Source organism: Bradyrhizobium sp. 149 (assembly GCF_023073915.1).
Taxonomy (GTDB): domain Bacteria; phylum Pseudomonadota; class Alphaproteobacteria; order Rhizobiales; family Xanthobacteraceae; genus Bradyrhizobium.
The window spans coordinates 139334-156735 of record NZ_JADPKK010000005.1 but is presented as its reverse complement, the minus strand read 5'-3'; the positions used below and the strand labels follow the sequence as shown (position 1 = coordinate 156735).

Genomic DNA, 17402 nt, shown 5'->3' with positions numbered 1-17402 from the left:
GAATTGTCTTACTCGGCGTGCGCCCGCGCCTTCGCCGGCCAAATCCGGAAGGCGTGCCCTTCCTTCATCCAGGCCGCGCGCTCGTCGCGCAACAGCGTGCGGCGAACTTTTCCGGAATCGTCGCGCGGCGGGGCGGCGACGATCTCAAAGCTCTCCGGATGCTTGTAGCGGCTGAGCCCGTCCTTGAGGAAATCCGCCATGCCGTCGGCGATGGTCTGACCGTCCGCATCGCTCTCCGGCTCGATGATGGCGTGTACGCGCTGGCCCAATTCCGGATCTGGCAGCCCCACCACCACACAGGAACGCACACCCGGACAGGCGGAGACGGCAGCTTCGACCTCGGCGGGATAGATGTTGGCGCCGCCGCGCAGCACCATGTCGGCGAGGCGGTCACCAAGATAGAGATAGCCTTCCGCATCCAGCCTGCCGATGTCGCCAAGCGATTCCCAGCCGTCGGCGCGGCGCTTCGGCGCGGCGCCGAGATAGTGATAGGTGGCGTCATTGCCGTCATTGTTGAGGAAATAGATCTCGCCGCTCTCGCCCGGCGCGACGTCGTTGCCGTCCTCGCCGATGATGCGCAAGCGCGCCATCTCGCCGATCTTGCCGACCGATCCCTTGTGCGTCAGCCATTCCGTGCCGGAGATGATGCACGAGCCTTGTCGCTCGGTGCCGCCATAGAGCTCCCAGATCCGCTCAGGCCCGAGCCAGGCGATCCAGTTCTCCTTGAGCCAGGGCGGCATCGGAGCTGCCATGTGGAAGACGGTCTGCAGGCTCGACACATCGTAGGCATTGCGCACGTGCTCCGGCAGCGCCCAGATCCGGTGCATCATAGTCGGCACGAAATTGACCCATTGCACGCGCTCGCGCGCGATTTGTCGCAGCGCCTCCTCGGCGTCGAACTTGACGAGGCCGGTGAGCTGGCCGCCGGTGAACAGCGCGTAATGCGACACGATGAACGGCGCATTGTGGTAGAGCGGACCGGGATTGAGCAGCGAGACCCCGAACGGGATGTTGAGCGGCGGCGCGGCGACCGTGTCGATCACTGCCGGCTGATGATCGAGGATCACCTTCGGCCGGCCGGTCGAGCCGCCGCTGGTCATGGCTTTCCAGTAGCGCGCCACCGGGGCGGTGAGCGGCTCGTCCGAAAATCCTTCCGGCACGAAATCCGCGGGCAGACGGTTCGGCGCATTCCAGTCGGCTTCGCCACCGACCACCAGCGCGGGCTTCAGGATATCGAGCACCGCGGCGGCTTCGCCGCGCGGCAGGCGCCATGACAATGAGGTCGGCGTCGCGCCACATTTCCACACCGCAAAGGAGGTCTCGAAGAACGCATTGCCGTTGGGCAATCCGATCGCGACGAAATCACCGGGCTTGACGCCCTTGGCCGCAAACGCCCGTGCGCGCCGGTTGGCGCCGCGCTCGAGCGCGTCCCATGTCAGCATGTCCTCTCCGTGACGGACGGCGATCGTACCTTGCGGTTTGCGCTCGGCGTACCAGCGCGGCACATCGGACAAGGGCAGCAGCATCAGGCGTTTCCAGTTCGTTTTCTTGGCGTCGCCGGCGAGGCGAGCGCAGGATGGAGTGACGCTGTGACTCCTGCGCCACGTCAAGCAAAAAATGTCAGCATCGCAGCCATGAAATTCCCGAGTTCCATGGGTGACAAGCCGGCGATAAAGGGGCAAAAATCAGCACGACTCAGTTCGGGTTGAGTTTTGCAAGGAATGCTCTCGTAGAATGTCGGACGTGGTTGCATCGCGTCGTGCGGCGCTTGTCGTTGCCGCAGCAGGATTTTTCCTGCTGACGTGGTCGCATGCGCAGGCGCAATGGTGGAAGCGCGCGCCTGTCGACTTCGAGGCATGCGCCGACGCCGCCGAGAAAGCCGCGACGAAGACCGAGAAGACGGCTGCGCTTGCCGACTGCAACGCCAAATTCGCCGGCCGGCGCAAAGCTGGCGGCGGCTATTCCTATTACGATTTCCTCCAGGACCGCAGCTTCGACATCGCCGGCCCCAATCCGACGCCGGAGGAGCAGAAGAAGATCGACGAATCCTACACCGCCTATCTCGCCAATCAGCGCCGCAGCAATGAAGCCGCCCAGGCCGCCGCGCGCCAGCAGCGCGAGCAGCAAGAACAACAGGTGCAGCAGCTCCAGCGGGTCGCACTGCGAACCGAGGTCGAGCGCGTGCCCGTGCCGGTCGAGCGGCCGAAGGTCCAGCAGGCCGGCATCGGCGACGCGAGGCCGCGGCCGAAGGGCGCGCCCTGCACCAAGGGCTCGTTCTCCTGCGAATGGCCGCGGCTGTCGGATGGCTTGAACGATCTGAAAAAGCTGTTCAGCCCGACGCCGAGCAAGCCCGCGAAGAAGGGCTGAGCTAGCCACAGCCGTCATTGCGAGCGCAGCGAAGCAATCCAGCATCTCTCCGCGGTGACAGCCTGGATTGCTTCGCTGCGCTCGCAATGACGAACTGGGACGGAGATTCGTGTCCTCGCCTCAGTTCGTCCGCTTCTTCTTGCTGCGCTTGGGAATCGCGGCCGGTGCGTTCGCCGGCGCCGTTATTGTCGGTGAACTACCCAATTGCGAACGACTCTCCTTCAGGCGCGCGTCGTAGCCGGGCGAATTCGTGACGGTCGGCGGCCTTGCTTGGGCAAATGTCACGACGCCGCAGAGGGCGGCAAGTGCGATCCCGATCGTCAAATAAAGTTTCATCGCACTCTCTCCCGTCGGCGGGGGTGAACTCATGCAGCTACCCGCGGACCTGCTGCGGCGTCAGCCGCGGCGGGCCCTTGCCCGCGGCCTCAGCCTCGTTGATCAGCGCAACAATGCGGCGCGACAGCGGCACGTCGACATTGTTGTGCTCGGCGAGCGCGATGATCGCGCCCTGGAGATAGTCGATCTCGGTCTTGCGGCCCTGCTTCAAATCCTGCCACATCGAGGAACGCGCCTCGGGATCGATCTTCATCGTCCTTCCCAGGATCAGGTTGAAAATCGGATCAGGCAGTCTCAGCAAAGTCGGCGTCCAGGCCGACGGGATCGGCGTCGCCGAGACCGGTGTGATGCCGGCGGCTTTCATCGCGGCCAGCCCTTCGGCCATCTGATCGGCGAACAGTTTTCGCCAGTCGCGGCTCGCCAGTTGCGCGGCGAGCGGCATATCGGACAAGGCGCTGAGCGCGTTGTTCAAATTGATGATCAGCTTGCCCCATTGCACGCCGGTGATGTCGCGGCTAGCGCGGACGGTGAGCCCCGGCACCGATAGCGCTGCGGCCGTGTTCGCTTCGTCCTCGCCGATATGAATGTCGCCGGAGGTCGAGCGGTGGAAGCGGCCCTCGCCCATCCCGACCACGTTGAAAGGCACCATGCCGGCGAGCACGCGGCGGTCGCCGAGGCGCTCGCGCAGCACCGCGACATTGCCGACGCCGTTTTGCAGCGAGATGATGACGGCGTCCTGCGGCGCATGCTGCGCGATCTGGTCCGCGATAGCCGCCGTGTCCGCGCTCTTCACCGTGACCAGCACGATACCGGCGCTGTGGAAGATCGCGGGATCCTCCGACAGCGCGAATTGGCCCGGGCTGAGCTTCTTCTCGGAGCCGTCGAAATCGGTCAAAAGCAGGCCGAACCGCGCGATCTCGGTCTTCACCCGCGGTCGCACCAGCAGCGCGACGCGGCGGCCAGCAGCCGCCAGCATGCCCCCGACGAAACATCCGATGGCGCCCGCGCCGGCCACCACGATCGGTCGATCCGTCATCACCTCGCCTTGCTCCCTGAATGTCCGGCCCTCGATAGCAGAGGCAAGGCCGGCTGCCCATCACGGCGCATCCGCCTTGTAACCGTCATGAGAGCCTCATATGTTTTTGCCCGGGGGCCGATCAGCGGCGAGCACTCGCCAACGAGAACGCCAAAGGAGAGCACCATGGGTCTACTCGACGTCCTCAACGGCATGCAGAACGGCCCGCGCGGCCCCAGCACGCCAAGCTCCGAGAAGTCCTCGGGCGGCATGTCGCCGATGACCATGGCGCTCCTTGGCCTGCTCGCCTGGAAGGCGTTCAAGCACATGACGGCCAACCAATCCGGCACTGCGCCGCAACCCTCGCCGACACCCGCACCGCCGCCGGTCAACGCCGGCGCCGGCGGTGGCCTCGGCGATTTGCTCAAGGGCGGCCTTGGCGGCCTGCTCGCGGGCGGTGCGGCCGGCAGCGTGCTCAGCGGCGGTCTCGGGGATCTCCTCAACCAGCTCCAGCAGGGCGGCCATGGCGACACCGCCAGTACGTGGGTCGGCAAGGGCGAGAACAAGCCGATCGCTCCGGGCGATCTCGCCAACGCGCTCGGCGCCGACCAGATCGAGAGCCTGTCCGCCCAAAGCGGGCTGCCGCGCGACGAGTTGCTCTCGGGCCTCAGCCAGTATCTGCCGAAGGTGATCGATCATCTGACGCCGGACGGACGGCTGCCGACTGAGAACGAGATCTCGGGCAGAATCTGATTTTAGTCAAAGAGGGGAGCACGGACATGAGCATGGGTGGCTTGTTGTGGATCATCGTCGTCGGCTTCATCGCCGGCCTCATCGCGCGCTGGCTGGCGCCGGGACCGAACAATCCGAGCGGATTCATCCTCACCACCATCCTCGGCATCGCCGGCGCGTTTCTCGCGACCTTCGTCGGCCAGGCGATCGGACACTACAGTCCCGACCAAGGCGCCGGATTCATCATGGCCACGATCGGCGCGGTGGTGGTGCTGTTCATCTGGCACCGGCTGGTGGCGAGCGGCGTCATCAAGGGGTGACGGCTTCGCCGCTCAGATATAGGCACGCCCGCCCCTCACACTCCGTCATTGCGAGGAGCTCTTGCGACGAAGCAATCCAGACTGTCTCCTCGGCAGGATTCTGGATTGCTTCGCTGCGCTCGCAATGACGAGCTCACGTCACCAAATGCATCCCGGCATCCATGCGCACGACCTCGCCGGTCATGTTGCTGGAGGCCGGCATCGCCAGGAAGCAGACGAGCTGCGCGATGTCTTCCGCCGATGATGCGACCTTCAGCGGCACCTTCGCCACGACGCTGTCGCGCACCTGCTTGGCGCCCGCCTCGCCGCGGCCCTTGGTGAACCAGGGGGTGTCGATATAGCCTGGACATACCGTGTTGACGCGGATCAGCGGCGCCAGCGCGCGTGACAGTGACAGCGTCATGGTGTTGAGCGCGCCTTTGCTCGCGGCGTACGCGATCGACGAACCGATGCCGCTGATGCCGGCGACCGAGGATACGTTGACCACGGCGGACGGACGCCCAGAGGCCTTCGCGCCGGCCTCGAGCAGGCTGCGCGCCGCACGTACCATCTGGAACGGGCCGATGGTGTTGACGCCGTACAGGCGCTGGAAATCCTCCGCCGACAATCCATCGAGGTCGGCATGGGCGACATGCTTGGTAGTGCCGGCATTGTTGACGAGAACGTCGAGCCGGCCCCAGCCGCTAGCTACGGCAACGATCTTGCGGCAATCGTCATCCTTTGAAACGTCGCCCTGCGCGACCAGAACTTCCGGTGAGCCCGCCTTGCGGCAAAGCTCCGCGGTCGCCTCCGCTTCCTTCTGGCTCGATGAATAGTTGATGACGAGCCGCGCCCCGCTCCGTGCGAGAATTTCCGCGGTCGCAGCACCCAGGCCGGAGGCGGACCCCGTCACGATTGCGCACAAACTGTCCTTTGCCATCCGATTTCCTCCCCCTGTCTTTGATGCAAGCGTTGGCTCGCTGGCCTTGTTTAGCGAGTTTGCCACGCCCTGCAAATCGAGCAAACTCCGCTAAGCGGAATTAGCTTATTGCCCATGCCCGCGCCGCAGGTTGACCTGCGATCAGCGCTTGTCAGGGCCATGGCTTTTTCGGATCATCGGGCGCAAGAAGAGCCTGCGCGCCCGCCCATGCGGCGGGACGCGCCAATGGCAAAACACGGGGAACGCTGTGGCGGAGAGTGACAATATCGTCGTCGAGACCGCGGAGAAAATCTTCGCCGATCTCGCCGATCCGCAGACCGTCAACAACGACAGGAAGGATTCGTGGCAGGCGCCGCTGTGGCAGGCGCTGAGCGAAGCCGGCTTGCCGTTGTCTTGGGTGCCGGACGATCTCGGCGGCTCCGGCGCGAGCCTTGCCGACGGCTTTGCGCTGCTGAACGCTGCGGGGCGTTTCGCGGTCGCGGTTCCCCTGGCCGAGACCATGCTGGCGGGCTGGCTGCTGGCGCAGGCGAAGATCGCATCCCCCGAAGGCGAGATGACGCTGCTGCCGGCATCGCCGAAGGATTGGATCACACGCGACGCCGATGGTGCGCTCTCCGGCCGCGCCCGCGGCGTGCCCTTCGCAAAGGCGGCAAAGCACTTCGCCGTGCTGGCACACGGCAAGGACGGCGTCTCGATCGCGCTGGTCGATGCGAGCAAGGGTCGGATCGAGACCGGGCTCAATGTCGGCTACGACCACAGCGATACCGTCACGCTCGACAAGGTCCAGCCCGTCACCATCAAGCCCGCCCCGAAGGGCTTTGACCAGACCACAATGATGCTGATGGGCGGCGTCGCCCGCAGCCTCCAGATCGCGGGCGCGCTGGAAGCGATGCTCGACATCTCCGTGCGCTATTCCAACGAGCGCGTCGCCTTCGAGAAGAAGATCTCCAAATTCCAGGCGGTGCAGCACAATCTCGCCCGTCTCGCCGGCGAGTCGGCTGCAGCCCTTGCTGCGGCGACCTCGGCGGCCGATGCCATCGCCAATGCAAAATCGTTCGATGACGCGGTCTACCTCGAAGCCGCCTCGGCAAAAATCCGCTGCGCGGAAGCCGCGGAAAAGGGCGGCGCCATCGCGCATCAGGTCCATGGCGCAATCGGCTTCACCCTGGAGCACATCCTGCACCGCTATTCGTTGCGGGCATTGGCCTGGCGCGACGATTTCGGTTCGGAAAGCCACTGGGCGGTCGAGCTCGGCAAGCTCGTCGCAAACCGCGGTGCCGACGAATTGTGGCCGCTCGTGGCTTCGCGCTGATCAGGGACGAGACAACAATGACCGCTGCCCTCCGTTTCGATCCGATCCGCCTGCCCGAGAAATGCGAGCAATTGCGCAAGGAAGTGCGCGCCTTCCTCGCGGAAGAGATCGCCGCCGGCACCTTCGATCCGCACAAGCCGAACCGCGAAGACACCGACGCGCCGGAATTTTCCCGCCGGGTCGGCGCCAAGGGCTGGCTCGGCATGACGTGGCCGAAGAAATATGGCGGCCAGGAGCGCTCGTTCCTTGAACGTTACGTGGTGACCGAGGAAATGCGCGTCGCCAATGCGCCGACACGGCGCTTCTTCGTCGCCGACCGCCAGAGCGGGCCGGTGCTGATCAAGTACGCGCCTGAGCACATCAAGATGGACATTCTGCCGCGCATTTGCCGCGGCGAGATCTGCTTCGCGATCGGTATGAGCGAGCCGAACTCCGGCTCGGACCTGTTCGCCGCGAAGACACGCGCGACCAAAACCGACGGCGGCTATCTCATCAACGGCACCAAGATCTGGACCTCGTCGGCGCATATTGCCGACTACATGATCGCGATCTTCCGGACGTCACAGCCGACCAAGGAAAACCGGCGTCACGGCCTGACGCAGTTCCTGGTCAAGATGAAGCAGCCGGGCATCCAGGTGAACCCGATCGGCCAGATCACCGGCCAGTACGAGTTCAACGAGGTCGTCTTCACCGATTTCTTCGTGCCTGACGATCATGTGCTCGGCGAAGTCGACGGCGCCTGGAAGCAGGCGACGAGCGAGCTCGCTTACGAGCGTTCGGGGCCCGAACGTTTTCTGGAGACCTATTACGTGCTGACCGAGCTGGTTCGCGCGGTCGGCCCGAATCCGGACACGCGCAGTGCCGAAGGCATCGGCCGGCTCGTGGCGCAGCTCCACACGATGCGGCGCATGTCGGTCTCGGTCGCGGGCATGCTGGAGGCCGGCAAGGAGCCGGTCGTCGAAGCCTCCATCGTCAAGGATATCGGCACGGTGTGGGAGCAGCAGCTTCCGCATCGCGTGCGCGATCTCGCCGCCTTCGTCGAGGAGACCGCGAGCAACCGCGAGACGCTGGAGCGGCAGCTCGACTTCGCCATCAAGACCGCACCGAAACTCACCATCCAGGGCGGCACCACCGAGGTGCTGCGCGGCATCATCGCCCGCGGCCTTGGCTTGCGCTAGTCGCGCCGGCCTGGCTTACGCTAACTGTTCGAGGACATCATGAGCACTTATAAGGATATCGGCGTCGAGAAGGTCGGGCACGTCGGCACCATCGAGATCCGCCGCCCGCCGCTGAACTTCTTCGACATTTCGCTGATCAACCAGATCGCGGACGCGCTCGAGGAGTTCGATCGCGACATCGAGATCCGCGCCTCGGTGCTGTCGGCGCAGGGCAAGGCGTTCTGCGCCGGCGCCAATTTCCAGGATCCGGCACGGCAGGCCCAAGAGGCGCGCGAAGCCGATACGACGGCCAAGGGCGATCCGGCCGATAGTCTCGGCGCGATCAACCATCTTTATATCCAGGCGGTGCGCATCTTCCGCGCCAAAAAGCCCATCGTCGCCGCCGTGCAGGGCGCCGCCATCGGCGGCGGATTGGGCCTCGCGGTATCGGCGGACTTCCGGGTCACCTGCCCCGAAGCGCGGTTCTCGGCGAACTTTACAAAACTCGGCTTCCATCCCGGCTTCGGCCTGACCGTGACGCTGCCCGAGCTGATCGGCAAGAACAACGCCGAGCTGATGTTCTACACCAGCCGCCGCGTCACCGGCGAAGAGGCCGTTAAATGGGGCCTCGCCAACGAACTGGTGCCGCAGGACCAGGTCAGGGCGGCCGCACTGAAGCTCGCCGGCGAAATCGCCGAATGCTCCCCGCTCGGACTCGTCTCGACCCGCGCCACGATGCGCGCCGGGTTGGCCGACCGCGTCATGGCCGCGACCAATCACGAGCTCGAGGAGCAGACCCGGCTACGCGCGACTGAGGATTTCAAGGAAGGCGTGAAGGCGACGGAAGAACGGCGCGCGGCGAATTTCAGGGGGCGATAGCTCGGGCTGCGTTTCGTCGCATCCCACCAGCGTCGCCACAATTCCCCTGTCGTCCCGGCCTGGTGCGCAATTGCGCACGGGGGGCCGCGACGACGGCAGTATTTGCGGCAATAGCTCAAGCAGAAATCCGGAACGTCACCCCACCGACCAAAAACTCGTTCCCGGCAACCGCGAGCCCCTTCGCCTTTGCGGCGTGCAGTACGCTGGCCGCATCCGCGACCCGAAACTCCAGCGCGCTCATGATTTCGGTGGCGCCCTTCACGAAGCGGAATGTCGCATTGGGCAGCCTCAATTCGGCATCGCCACTCGGCGCAATCCCGATGATCTTGCTCCAATGCTCGGTCAACCCTATCGGATCCGGGCTCTGCATCTCCACGCAAGTCAGCGCCTGCGTTACATCCTTGCGGATGAATTTTTGCCAGTCAGGACCTGCCGGCGGATACGGCCCCAGAATGTCGTCGCTGCCCTCGGTGTGGTTGAACTCGATGAAGGCGGCACGGCAGTCGCGGGGATGGAGCTGCACGCCGTGATAGGGGGCGTGGTCGATGACGTTGGCGGTGCGCACGCCAAGCGCGTTGGCGTTACGGCCGCGCTCGTCGGGATCGTTGCAGCAGAAAATCGCCATGTAGCCGCCGCGCCCGCCGCTCTTCTCGATGAAGCGGCCGGCCGTGGTGCCGTCCTTGAAGGGCGCGACCACCTCCAGCAGGATCGTGTCGACCGGCAGCAGCGCATTCTCCAGGCCGTATTTCGCGACATTGCCGTCGCGGTAGCAGACGGCGAGGCCCATGATATCAGCGATATCCGTAATCACGGGCGCGAGCTGCGGCGCGACCAGGCAGATCTGTCGCAGCCGCATATAGGGCGCCATGGTCACGCGCCCTTGAAGGTCGGCTTGCGCTTCTCGACGAACGCCTTAGCGGCCTCCTTGTGGTCCTCGGTGTCGCTGCAGCGGGTGTGGTGGATCGCCTCGCCGTCGAAGCAATCCTCCAGCGCGAGATGCTCGGCGTTGTTGATGTTGCGCTTGATGAAGCCGAGCGCGATCGAGGGTCCTTGCGCCAGCGACAGCGCAAGCTCGTGCGCGGCTGCGTCGATCTCGGCGTCGGCGACGACCTTCGTCACCATGCCGATCGCATGCGCCTCCTTCGCGGTGAGCACCGGCGACAACAGATAGAGCTCGCGCGCCCGCGCGCTGCCGAGCAGCTGGGTGAGGAAATAGGTGCCGCCGTAGTCGCCGGAGAAGCCGACTTTTGCGAACGCGGTGGTGATCTTGCAGGATTCGGAGGCGATGCGGAGGTCACACGACAGAGCCATCGACAGACCCGCGCCGGCCGCGGCGCCATCGAGCTGCGCCACCACGGGTTTCGGCATCTGGTGCAGGATGCGCGACACCTCCATGCCCCGGCGCAGGTTTGCCATCTTCACTTCGAATGGCAGCGGCGCGCGGCCCTCCGCCATCGACTTGACGTCGCCGCCGACGCAGAAGCTGCCGCCCGCACCCTTGAACAAGACCGCGCGCACCTCAGGATCATCAGCCGCGCGCCGTGCCGCCACAACCAGCCCGGCGACCATGTCCGGGTTGAGAGCGTTCTTCCGCTCGGGCCGGTTCATGGTGATGGTGAGCAGCCCGCCTTCGAGCTTCTGCAGGACCATGTCGTTGCTCATGGGACGTCTCCCTTGTTGTTGTTCGAATGGGCCTTAGCCACATCGTCATTGCGAGCGAAGCGAAGCAATCCAGGAATGTAACCGCAGCGACAGTCTGGATTGCTTCGTCGCTTCGCTCCTCGCAACGACGAGACTTATTTCTTCACCAGCGGGCAGCGCGACTGCTCCAGCGACTGGAACGCCTCGCTGCCGGGCACGGTGGCGAGCAGCTTGTAATCGTCCCAGCGGCCCTTGGACTCCGACGGTTTCTTGACCTCGAACAGGTACATGTCGTGCAGCATGCGGCCGTCCTCGCGGATCTTGCCGTTCTTGGCGAAGAAGTCGTTGATCGGCGTCTCCTTCATCAGCTTCATGACGGCCGCGGAGTCCGTCGTGCCGGCCGCCTTCACGGCCTTCAGGTAGTGCGTCACGGAGGAGTAGACGCCCGCCTGCGCCGAGGTCGGCGGCCGCTTCATGCGCTCCTGGAAGCGCTTCGAGAATGCGCGGGTGTCGTCGTTGAGATCCCAGTAGAAGGCTTCCGCAAGCAACAGACCCTGCGCGGTCTCGAGTCCGATCGAGTCGATGTCGGTCACGAAGACGAGCAGCGGCGAGACCTTCTGACCGCCCTTGGTGATGCCGAACTCGGCCGCCTGCTTGATGGCGTTGACGGTGTCGCCGCCGGCGTTGGCGAGCCCGATCACCTTTGCTTTCGAGGCCTGGGCCTGGAGCAGGAACGACGAGAAATCCGAGGTGTTGAGCGGATGGCGCACGCTGCCGAGCACCTTGCCGCCGGTCTTGGTTACGACGGCGCTGGTGTCCTTCTCGAGATCCTGGCCGAAGGCGTAGTCGGCGGTGAGGAAGTACCAGCTGTCGAGGCCCGACTTCACGGCCGCAAGGCCGGTCACATTGGCCTGGCCGTAGGTGTCGAACACGTAGTGAATGGTATAGGGACCGCAAGCTTCGTTGCTGAGGCGGATCGAGCCCGGGCCGTTGAACATGATGATCTTGTTGCGCGCTTTCGCGATCTCGCCGGCGGCAAGCGCGGTCGCGGAGGCCGCGACGTCGTAGATCATCTCGACGCCCTGGTTGTCGAGCATGTCGCGGGCGATGTTGGCGGAGAGATCGGCCTTGTTCTGATGGTCGGCGGCCAGCACCTGGATCTTGCGGCCGAGCACCTCGCCGCCAAAGTTCTCCACGGCCATCTTGGCCGCGGTCTCGCTGCCGGGGCCGGTGATGTCGGCATACAGGCTCGACATGTCGAGGATGCCGCCGATCTTGAGCGGCGGCTTGTCCTGGGCCTGCACGGCGCTCGCACTCAGCGCCAACGCTGCAGCAAAAATGCCCGACAAAATATGCTTCATCGAAAAAGACCTCCCTTATCGCGCCGTACTCTGATGGCGGCTTGGTTATTGCTCTTGGTTGTTGCTCTTGACTAAAGCTGTTGCCGCAATCATGCCGCATGCGCGAGAGCGCAGCAAGCGCAGGTGCGCGACGAGGACACGATTGACGCGCATGTTTTCCGCAAAGCGGAATGGCGAAGTACGAATAGTGTTTCCACGTCACTGCGTGTGAGGAAGCCCCCCTTCGCGAGACGCCGCGCTTGAGTTAAGACTGGCGCGCAGCGCAACCTCACCGGGCAACGTGACGCAACGGCTTCGCCTTATCGCAATCCTTCTCGTCGCGAGTCACAGCGCATTCGCGAGCCCGTGCCAGTTCGAGTCCCAGGGCGAGGGCCGCGTCGCCGCGATCGGCGCGCGCAGTCTCCGTCTCGATGACGGCCGCGAAATCCGCCTGACCGGCATCGAGCCGACCGCGACGACGAAGCAGGCGCTGACCTCGCTGCTCGTCGGCCGCGACGTGATTCTGCGCAGCGCTGACGACACGCCTGACCGCTACGGCCGCCAGGGCGCGCTGGTCTTTGTCGGCGAGACCGAGATCTCCGTGCAGGCGACGCTGCTCGCCCAGGGCGACGCCATCGCCTCGGGCGAGCTCGCCGATAAGGACTGCGCGGCCGCCCTGATGGCGTCGGAGGCCGAGGCGAGGCGCCAAAAAAAGGGCAACTGGGCTGACCCGTTGGCCATAAAAAACGCGGAAAGTCCGGACGATATTTTGGCGGGGATCGGGCGTTTTGTGGTGGTCGAGGGCAAAGTCCTGTCGGTCCGGCAAGCTGGGGCAATGACCTACCTCAACTTCGGACGGAACTGGACACGCGGCTTCGCCGTGACTATTTCAAAGCGCATGATACCGGCGTTCGAAAATGCCGGGATCGCCCTTAAGTCCCTGGAGAATAAACGTATTCGCGTCCGGGGCTGGGTCGAGGGGAATACGGGGCCGCGTATCGATGTACGCCTCGCGGGACAGGTCGAGGTACTGGGCGCAAACGAGCCGACAGGGGTAAGGCCCTAAAGGGCCAGGCACGGGTTAAGCGACGTGAATGGGGTGCTAGAACGGCACGGACGAGGTGAACGCCGCCGCCTGCGGGCAGCGCCGGCTGCGCTATGCCTCGTGCTGGGTTCAGCCCTTGCCGGTTGCGGCGATATGGGCCGGTTTCAGACCGCGGCGGCCCCGCCGACCGTCGCGGTGCCCAAGCCGAAGCCGGCCGTCGCGCAGACCCCCGCCACCGAGAAGGAGCACGAGCGCATCCTGGCGAGCTATGGCGGTACCTATGACGACCCCCGGCTCGAATCGCTCGTCAGCAAGACCGTCGACCGGCTGGTCGCGGCGTCCGACCGTCCCGACCAGGGCTACAGGGTCACGATCCTCAATTCCGGCGCGGTGAACGCCTTCGCCCTGCCGAACGGCCAGCTCTATGTCACGCGCGGACTCCTTGCGCTCGCCAGCGACACCTCGGAATTCTCCTCCGTGCTCAGCCACGAGATGGCGCATGTGCTGTCCAAGCACGCCGCGATGCGCGAGGACCAGGCCCGCCAGGCCGCGATCGTCACCCGCGTCGTCACCGACATGAGCAACGACCCCGATCTCACCGCGCTCGCGCTCGCCAAGACCAAGCTGACCATGGCGAGCTTCTCGCGCAACCAGGAGTTCGAGGCCGACGGCGTCGGCGTCGGGATTTCCGCCCGCGCGCATTTCGACCCTTATGGGGCTGCACGGTTCCTGTCGGCGATGGAGCGGAACGCCGAGCTGAAGGCCGGCAAGACTTCGCTCGATCCGCGCGCGCAGGATTTCACCTCGTCGCATCCGGCAACGCCCGAGCGCGTGCAGAACGCGCAGACCATCGCGCGGCAGTACGCTGCGCCCGAGGGCGCCGAACGCGACCGCGAAACCTATCTCGCCGCGATCGACAACCTCGTCTACGGCGAAGACCCCAGCGAAGGTTTTGTCCGCGGCCGGCGCTTCCTGCATCCGAAGCTCGGCTTCACCTTCCAGGCGCCGGACAATTTCACGCTCGACAACACCGCGCAGGCCGTGATCGGCGTGCGCGACGGCGGCTCGCAGGCGATGCGTTTCGACGTCGTGCGGGTGCCCGCCGAACAGTCGCTCGGCGACTACCTGAATTCCGGCTGGATGGAGGGCGTCGAGAAGTCGTCCACCGAGGACATCACCATCAACGGTTTCCCGGCTGCGTCCGCGACCGCCAAGGGCGACCAGTGGCAGTTCAAGGTCTATGCGCTGCGCTTCGGGAGCGACGTCTACCGCTTCATCTTCGCGGCACGGCAGAAGTCGACCGAGAGCGAGCGCAATGCGCGCGAGACCGTCGGCTCATTCCGCCGCCTGACGCTCGACGAGATCCAGGCCGCGCGCCCGCTGCGCATCAAGGTCATCACCGTGCAGCCCGGCGACACCGTGGAATCGCTCTCCCACCGCATGGCCGGCGTCGATCACCCGGCCGAGCGTTTTCGCGTGCTCAACGGGCTCGATCGCAACGCGCAGGTGAAGGTGCGCGATCGTGTGAAGATCGTGGCTGACTGACGCTGCCGTAGGGTGGGCAAAGCGCAAGCGTGCCCACCATTCCCGATCGCAATCGTTGAAAGATGGTGGGCACGGCGCTTACGCGCCTCTGCCCACCCTACAACGACCGCGAATTAACCGCCCGCGTCCATATCGCCCGCTTCGCGCTGGCCGCTGAGCCAGAGCGCGAGCAGGGTCCAGAACGCGCCGGAGAGCAGGTAGGCACCCGAGGCGATGACGCCGAGATTGGTCGCAAGCAGAAGCGCCACCAGTGGTGCAAAACCGGCGCCGAACAGCCAGGCCATATCGGAAGTCAGCGCCGAGGCCGTGTAGCGGTACGCCTGCTTGAAGTTCGAGGCGATCGCACCCGAGGACTGGCCGAACGACAGGCCGAGCAGGATGAAGCCGATCACCATGTAGATGGTCTCGCCGAACGCGCCGGCGTCGAGCAGCTGCGGGGCGAAGCCGCTGTAGATCGCGATCGCGATCGCCGATCCCATCAGCAGCGACTTGCGGCCGACGCGGTCGGCGATGACCCCGGAGAGCACGATCGCGCCGACGCCGAACACGGCGGCGACAATCTCGATGATCAGGAAGCGCACCGGGCTTTCGCGGGTGAACAGGAACACCCAGGACAGCGGAAACACCGTGACCATGTGGAACAGCGCGAAGCTTGCCAGCGGCGCGAACGCGCCGAGCATGATGTTCTGGCCTTCGCGTGCCACGGTCTCGGAGATGCGCGAGGGCTGCAACTCGCGGGTCTCGAACAGCGAGGCATATTCTTCCGTCGTCACCATGCGCAGGCGCGCGAACAGCGCCACGACGTTGATGGCGAAGGCGACGAAAAACGGATAGCGCCAGCCCCAGTCGAAGAAATCGTCGGCCGAGAGATTCCCGGCGAAATAGGCGAACAGCCCGCTCGCCACGATCAGACCGAGCGGCGCGCCGAGCTGCGGCACCATGGCGTACCAGCCGCGCTTTGAAGGCGGCGCGTTCAGCGCCAGCAGCGAGGCCATCCCGTCCCAGGCGCCGCCCCAGGCCAGACCCTGTGCGATGCGCGCCAGCGCCAGCAGCCAGATCGCGGCACTGCCGATCTCGCGATAGCCGGGCAGGAACGCGATCGCGACGGTGGCGGTGCCGAGCAGAAACAGCGCCGATATCAGCTTGGCCGTTTTGCCGTAGCCGCGGTCGACCGTCATGAAAATGACGGTGCCGATCGGCCGAGCCATGAAGGCCAGCGCGAAGATCATGAAGGAATAGAGAGTGCCGGTCAGCTCGCTTGTGAACGGGAATACCAGGCGCGGAAACACGATCACCGAGGCGATCGCGAAGACGAAGAAGTCGAAGAATTCCGAGGTGCGGCCGATGATGACGCCGATGGCGATCTCGCCGGGACTGGCCTGGTCGTGGCCATGCTCGCCCGAGTGGAGGTCTGCCATTGCCGGGGTCTGTGCCGTCGCCATTCGTGCGCCCTTAACGTTCTGAAAACCAGAGCCGACCGCCCGGCGGGGCGCCAGGCAATCTAGCCCTGTTTGACGCAACATCCCGCACTGCAACATTGGACAAATTGTCCAATGTCCGGATTGCTGCGCCGCAGCTACCCCTTGGCCCCGCAAAGGAAACTCATTCTCACAAGGCTCGGCCCCGTGTCCCGTCTCAAGATTCTGGCGCTGCTACCGCTGGCAGTTGCGCTCAGCGGCTGCAACTACGTCGTGCTGGCACCCGCCGGCGACATCGCAGCGCAGCAGCGCGACCTCGTCATCATCTCCACCGTCCTGATGCTCCTGATTGTCGTCCCCGTGATGGCGCTGACGGTGCTGTTCGCCTGGCGCTACCGCCAGTCCAACACCGAGGCCCGCTACGAGCCGGAATGGGACCACTCGACCAGCCTCGAGCTGGTCATCTGGTCGGCGCCGCTCTTGATCATCGTTTGCCTGGGCGCGCTGACCTGGATGGGCACGCATCTGCTCGATCCCTATCGCACGCTCGGCCGCATCCATGCCGACCGCGCCGTGGACCAGTCCAAGGCCCCGCTCGAGGTCGACGTGGTCGCGCTCGACTGGAAGTGGCTCTTTATCTATCCGGACTACGGCATCGCCACCGTCAACGATTTGGCAGCTCCGGTCGACCGTCCGATCAACTTCCACATCACCGCGTCCTCGGTGATGAACTCGTTCTACATCCCCGCGCTGGCCGGCCAGATCTACGCGATGCCGGGCATGGAGACCAAGCTCCACGCGGTCGTGAACCAGGCCGGCACCTACCGGGGCTTTTCCGCGAACTACAGCGGCGCCGGCTTCTCCGGCATGCACTTCAACTTCCAGGGCCTCGACGACAAGGGCTTTGACGCCTGGATCGCCAACGCCAAATCCGGCGGCGGGTCGCTCGGCCGCGCCGAATATCTCCAGCTCGAAAAACCGAGCCAGAACGAGCCGGTGCGGCGCTACGGCACCGTCGATTCCGATCTTTACCGCCTGATCCTCAACATGTGCGTCGAGACCGGCAAGATGTGCCAGAGCGAGATGATGGCGATCGACGCCAAGGGCGGCCTCGGCCATGAGGGCCTGAACAACACCCTGCCGCTGGCCTACGACAAGTACGCCCGCCGCGGCACGGCGCTTGGGCCGGAGCCGGCCTTCGTCGCCGGCACCTGCACGCCCGATGCGCCGCAGGGCAAGACCACCGCCTCCATCGCAGCACCTGTCGACACAGCGCCGCTCCTCGGCGCCGGCCTGAAGCGGCCGACTTTCACGCCGCTGAAGTCCTCGTCCTTCTTCCTCGGACAACGTCCGAAGTCAGATTCGTAAAGAGATCC

The 17402-nt window shown here is 65.1% G+C and carries 17 protein-coding genes; 9 read left to right on the top strand and 8 right to left on the bottom strand.

Annotation, left to right across the window (positions count from 1 at the left end; all coding sequences use genetic code 11):
- Positions 1–8 precede the first annotated feature (8 nt).
- Complete coding sequence (locus IVA88_RS01960; protein ID WP_247495624.1) at positions 9–1526, bottom strand: AMP-binding protein; 1518 nt, start codon at positions 1524–1526, stop codon at positions 9–11.
- A gap of 208 nt (positions 1527–1734) precedes the next feature.
- On the opposite strand from IVA88_RS01960, the gene IVA88_RS01955 reads away from it, so the two are divergent.
- Complete coding sequence (locus IVA88_RS01955; RefSeq protein ID WP_247495623.1) at positions 1735–2367, top strand: hypothetical protein; 633 nt, start codon at positions 1735–1737, stop codon at positions 2365–2367.
- 120 nt (positions 2368–2487) lie between these two features.
- Here the strand turns inward: IVA88_RS01955 and IVA88_RS01950 are convergent, their stop codons facing one another.
- Positions 2488–2703 (bottom strand): hypothetical protein, encoded by a 216-nt coding sequence (locus IVA88_RS01950; RefSeq protein ID WP_247495622.1) that lies wholly within the window; start codon positions 2701–2703, stop codon positions 2488–2490.
- Between the two features lie 37 nt (positions 2704–2740).
- Complete coding sequence (locus IVA88_RS01945) at positions 2741–3742, bottom strand: 2-dehydropantoate 2-reductase (RefSeq protein ID WP_247495621.1); 1002 nt, start codon at positions 3740–3742, stop codon at positions 2741–2743.
- A gap of 162 nt (positions 3743–3904) precedes the next feature.
- Between IVA88_RS01945 and IVA88_RS01940 the strand changes: the two genes are divergently transcribed.
- Together IVA88_RS01940 and IVA88_RS01935 are read left to right on the top strand one after the other, a co-directional pair.
- Positions 3905–4471, top strand: a complete 567-nt coding sequence (locus tag IVA88_RS01940; RefSeq protein WP_247495620.1) for a YidB family protein — start codon at positions 3905–3907, stop codon at positions 4469–4471.
- A 26-nt stretch (positions 4472–4497) separates the two neighbouring features.
- Entirely contained in the window at positions 4498–4770 is a 273-nt protein-coding gene (locus tag IVA88_RS01935) for a GlsB/YeaQ/YmgE family stress response membrane protein (RefSeq protein ID WP_083636342.1), read from the top strand.
- A gap of 133 nt (positions 4771–4903) precedes the next feature.
- Here the strand turns inward: IVA88_RS01935 and IVA88_RS01930 are convergent, their stop codons facing one another.
- The gene (locus IVA88_RS01930; protein ID WP_247495619.1) at positions 4904–5689 is read right to left on the bottom strand and encodes an SDR family oxidoreductase; all 786 of its coding nucleotides are present in this window, start codon (positions 5687–5689) and stop codon (positions 4904–4906) included.
- Between the two features lie 247 nt (positions 5690–5936).
- Here IVA88_RS01930 and IVA88_RS01925 point away from each other — a divergent pair, with 247 nt between their 5' ends.
- Genes IVA88_RS01925 through IVA88_RS01915 form a run of 3 tightly spaced genes read left to right on the top strand, consistent with a single transcriptional unit; the run spans position 5937 to position 9037 of the window.
- Positions 5937–7001 carry an acyl-CoA dehydrogenase family protein gene (locus IVA88_RS01925; RefSeq protein ID WP_247495618.1) on the top strand — a complete coding sequence of 355 codons (1065 nt, stop codon included), beginning with the start codon at positions 5937–5939 and terminating at the stop codon, positions 6999–7001.
- Between the two features lie 17 nt (positions 7002–7018).
- The gene (locus IVA88_RS01920) at positions 7019–8179 is read left to right on the top strand and encodes an acyl-CoA dehydrogenase family protein (protein WP_247495617.1); all 1161 of its coding nucleotides are present in this window, start codon (positions 7019–7021) and stop codon (positions 8177–8179) included.
- Between the two features lie 39 nt (positions 8180–8218).
- Positions 8219–9037, top strand: a complete 819-nt coding sequence (locus tag IVA88_RS01915; protein WP_247495616.1) for an enoyl-CoA hydratase/isomerase family protein — start codon at positions 8219–8221, stop codon at positions 9035–9037.
- A 115-nt stretch (positions 9038–9152) separates the two neighbouring features.
- On the opposite strand, the gene IVA88_RS01910 is transcribed toward IVA88_RS01915, so the two are convergent.
- The 3 genes from IVA88_RS01910 to IVA88_RS01900 all read right to left on the bottom strand — a co-directional run bounded on the left by IVA88_RS01910 (position 9153) and on the right by IVA88_RS01900 (position 12039).
- Positions 9153–9905, bottom strand: coding sequence for a hypothetical protein (locus tag IVA88_RS01910; protein WP_247495615.1), 753 nt, complete (start codon positions 9903–9905; stop codon positions 9153–9155).
- 2 nt (positions 9906–9907) lie between these two features.
- Positions 9908–10699 (bottom strand): enoyl-CoA hydratase, encoded by a 792-nt coding sequence (locus tag IVA88_RS01905; protein ID WP_247495614.1) that lies wholly within the window; start codon positions 10697–10699, stop codon positions 9908–9910.
- A 134-nt stretch (positions 10700–10833) separates the two neighbouring features.
- Positions 10834–12039, bottom strand: coding sequence for an ABC transporter substrate-binding protein (locus IVA88_RS01900; RefSeq protein ID WP_247495613.1), 1206 nt, complete (start codon positions 12037–12039; stop codon positions 10834–10836).
- Positions 12040–12319: 280 nt separating this feature from the next.
- Here IVA88_RS01900 and IVA88_RS01895 point away from each other — a divergent pair, with 280 nt between their 5' ends.
- Positions 12320–13084 carry a thermonuclease family protein gene (locus tag IVA88_RS01895; protein ID WP_247495612.1) on the top strand — a complete coding sequence of 255 codons (765 nt, stop codon included), beginning with the start codon at positions 12320–12322 and terminating at the stop codon, positions 13082–13084.
- Positions 13085–13216: 132 nt separating this feature from the next.
- Positions 13217–14608 (top strand): M48 family metalloprotease, encoded by a 1392-nt coding sequence (locus tag IVA88_RS01890; RefSeq protein WP_247495611.1) that lies wholly within the window; start codon positions 13217–13219, stop codon positions 14606–14608.
- A gap of 113 nt (positions 14609–14721) precedes the next feature.
- Here IVA88_RS01890 and IVA88_RS01885 read toward each other — a convergent pair whose 3' ends face one another.
- Complete coding sequence (locus tag IVA88_RS01885; RefSeq protein ID WP_247495610.1) at positions 14722–16050, bottom strand: MFS transporter; 1329 nt, start codon at positions 16048–16050, stop codon at positions 14722–14724.
- 183 nt (positions 16051–16233) lie between these two features.
- On the opposite strand from IVA88_RS01885, the gene cyoA reads away from it, so the two are divergent.
- Positions 16234–17394, top strand: a complete 1161-nt coding sequence (gene cyoA / locus IVA88_RS01880) for a ubiquinol oxidase subunit II (protein ID WP_247495609.1) — start codon at positions 16234–16236, stop codon at positions 17392–17394.
- Positions 17395–17402: the final 8 nt, after the last annotated feature.